The 1504-nt window shown below is 69.7% G+C and carries 1 protein-coding gene; it reads right to left on the bottom strand.

Annotation, left to right across the window (positions count from 1 at the left end; all coding sequences use genetic code 11):
• Window positions 1-58 precede the first annotated feature (58 nt).
• Window positions 59-1378, bottom strand: coding sequence for an IS256 family transposase (locus HMPREF9463_RS10170; RefSeq protein WP_052044245.1), 1320 nt, complete (start codon window positions 1376-1378; stop codon window positions 59-61).
• Between the last annotated feature and the right edge of the window lie 126 nt (window positions 1379-1504).

Below are 1504 nucleotides of genomic sequence, written 5' to 3'. Positions count from 1 at the left end.
TGGCGCGCGCAGACGTGGTGTAAGAGCGTCCTGAGGTCCGTCGCTGCAAGTCCCGATGTTACTCCTTCTTGAGACCGCGCCTCTCGACTATCTCGTCCACTATCTCCCTGGCGCGCCGCCCGAGCGCGCGGCGCCTCCCCTCTGTCGGGGCCGGCCTGTCCGCGGGCTCGGCGAAGCCCTCGGCGGCCGAGGCCTCGGAGAACACGCGCTGCTGGGACCACTGCCCCTCGGTCTCCATGAGGCTCGCGCACGTCAGGCGCAGCATCGACTCCCTCGAGGGGAAGGACTGCACGACCCTGTAGCGGCGCTTGATCTCGCGGTTGGCGCGCTCCTGGACGTTGTTGGTGCGGAGCTTGGCCCAGTGCGCCCTGGGGAAGGCCGTGAACGCCAGCGCGGAGTCCTCGGCCTGCTCGAAGACCTCGCCGGCCCTGGCGGACACCGACGCCACCCAGGGCGCCGCCTCGGCCCACACGCAGCGCGCGAGGTCGGGGTCGTCCTGGTAGACTGCGGCGTGCACGAGGTCCCTGACGGCCGCCTTGGAGTCCTCGGGCCTGCCCGAGCAGGCGCTCTGGAGGTTGCGCTGCAGGTGCGTCACGCAGCGCTGCCAGGCGCAGCCCTGGAACAGGCGCGAGACGGCGGCCACGAGCCCGGCGTGGCTGTCGGAGACCACGAGGCGAACTCCGGCCAGCCCGCGCTCGCGCAGCCCGCCGAGGAATGCCGCCCAGGAGTCCTCGCTCTCAGTGTCGACCACGTCGCAGCCCAGGAAGTGCTTGCGCCCGTCGTCACCCAGCCCGATCGCGGTCACGACGCCCTGCGAGACGACCGACGAGCCGACCCTGCAGCTCATGTAGGTGGCGTCGAGCCACAGGTAGCAGCACGGCGTGCCCGACAGGTCGCGGCGGCGGAACTCCGCCACCTCGGCGTCGAGGTCGGAGCAGAGGCTCGAGACCTCCGAGCTCGACAGCGAGGATATGCCCAGCTTGGACGCCACGCGCTCGACCTTGCGGGTGGACACGCCGCACACGTACATCTCCTGCACGATGGCGGCCACCGAGGTGTCGACGCGCGACCATCGCGCGAGCATGCCCTCGGGGTAGTAGGTGCCGTGCCTGAGCTTGGGTATCTCGAGCTCCACGTCGCCCACGGCGGTCTTGAGCGACCTGGGGCGGTAGCCGTTGCGGCTGTTCTCCCTGCCGTCGCTGCGCTCGTTGCGGCCCGCGCCGCACATCTGCTGGGCCTCGGAGTCCATCAGCGCGTTCATCACGCCGCCCAGCACCCTGCACGCGAACTCGCGCGCGTCGCCGCACTCCTGCCAAAGCCTCGCCGCCTCGAGGGCCTCGTCGCGGCCGAGGCGCAGTACACTCTCTTCTTGGGGCATCGCCTTTCCTTCCATTCGTCACCTTCATTACTCCAACGACGAATTCTAGGCGGTGTCCCCTCCCTTTCAAGAAAGGGAAGAGGCGGGGTATGCCCCGCCTCTTACACCACATCTCTGCGCGCTACC

Origin of the sequence: Collinsella sp. 4_8_47FAA (genome assembly GCF_000763055.1) — a bacterium.
Taxonomy (GTDB): domain Bacteria; phylum Actinomycetota; class Coriobacteriia; order Coriobacteriales; family Coriobacteriaceae; genus Collinsella.
The sequence above is the reverse complement of the archived record's forward strand: the minus strand, read 5'-3'. Positions and strand labels throughout refer to the sequence as shown.

Excerpts from the sequence above, each read along its gene's own strand:
- HMPREF9463_RS10170 (WP_052044245.1), bottom strand. The coding sequence starts at position 1,378 with ATGCCCCAAGAAGAGAGTGTACTGCGCCTCGGCCGCGACGAGGCCCTC.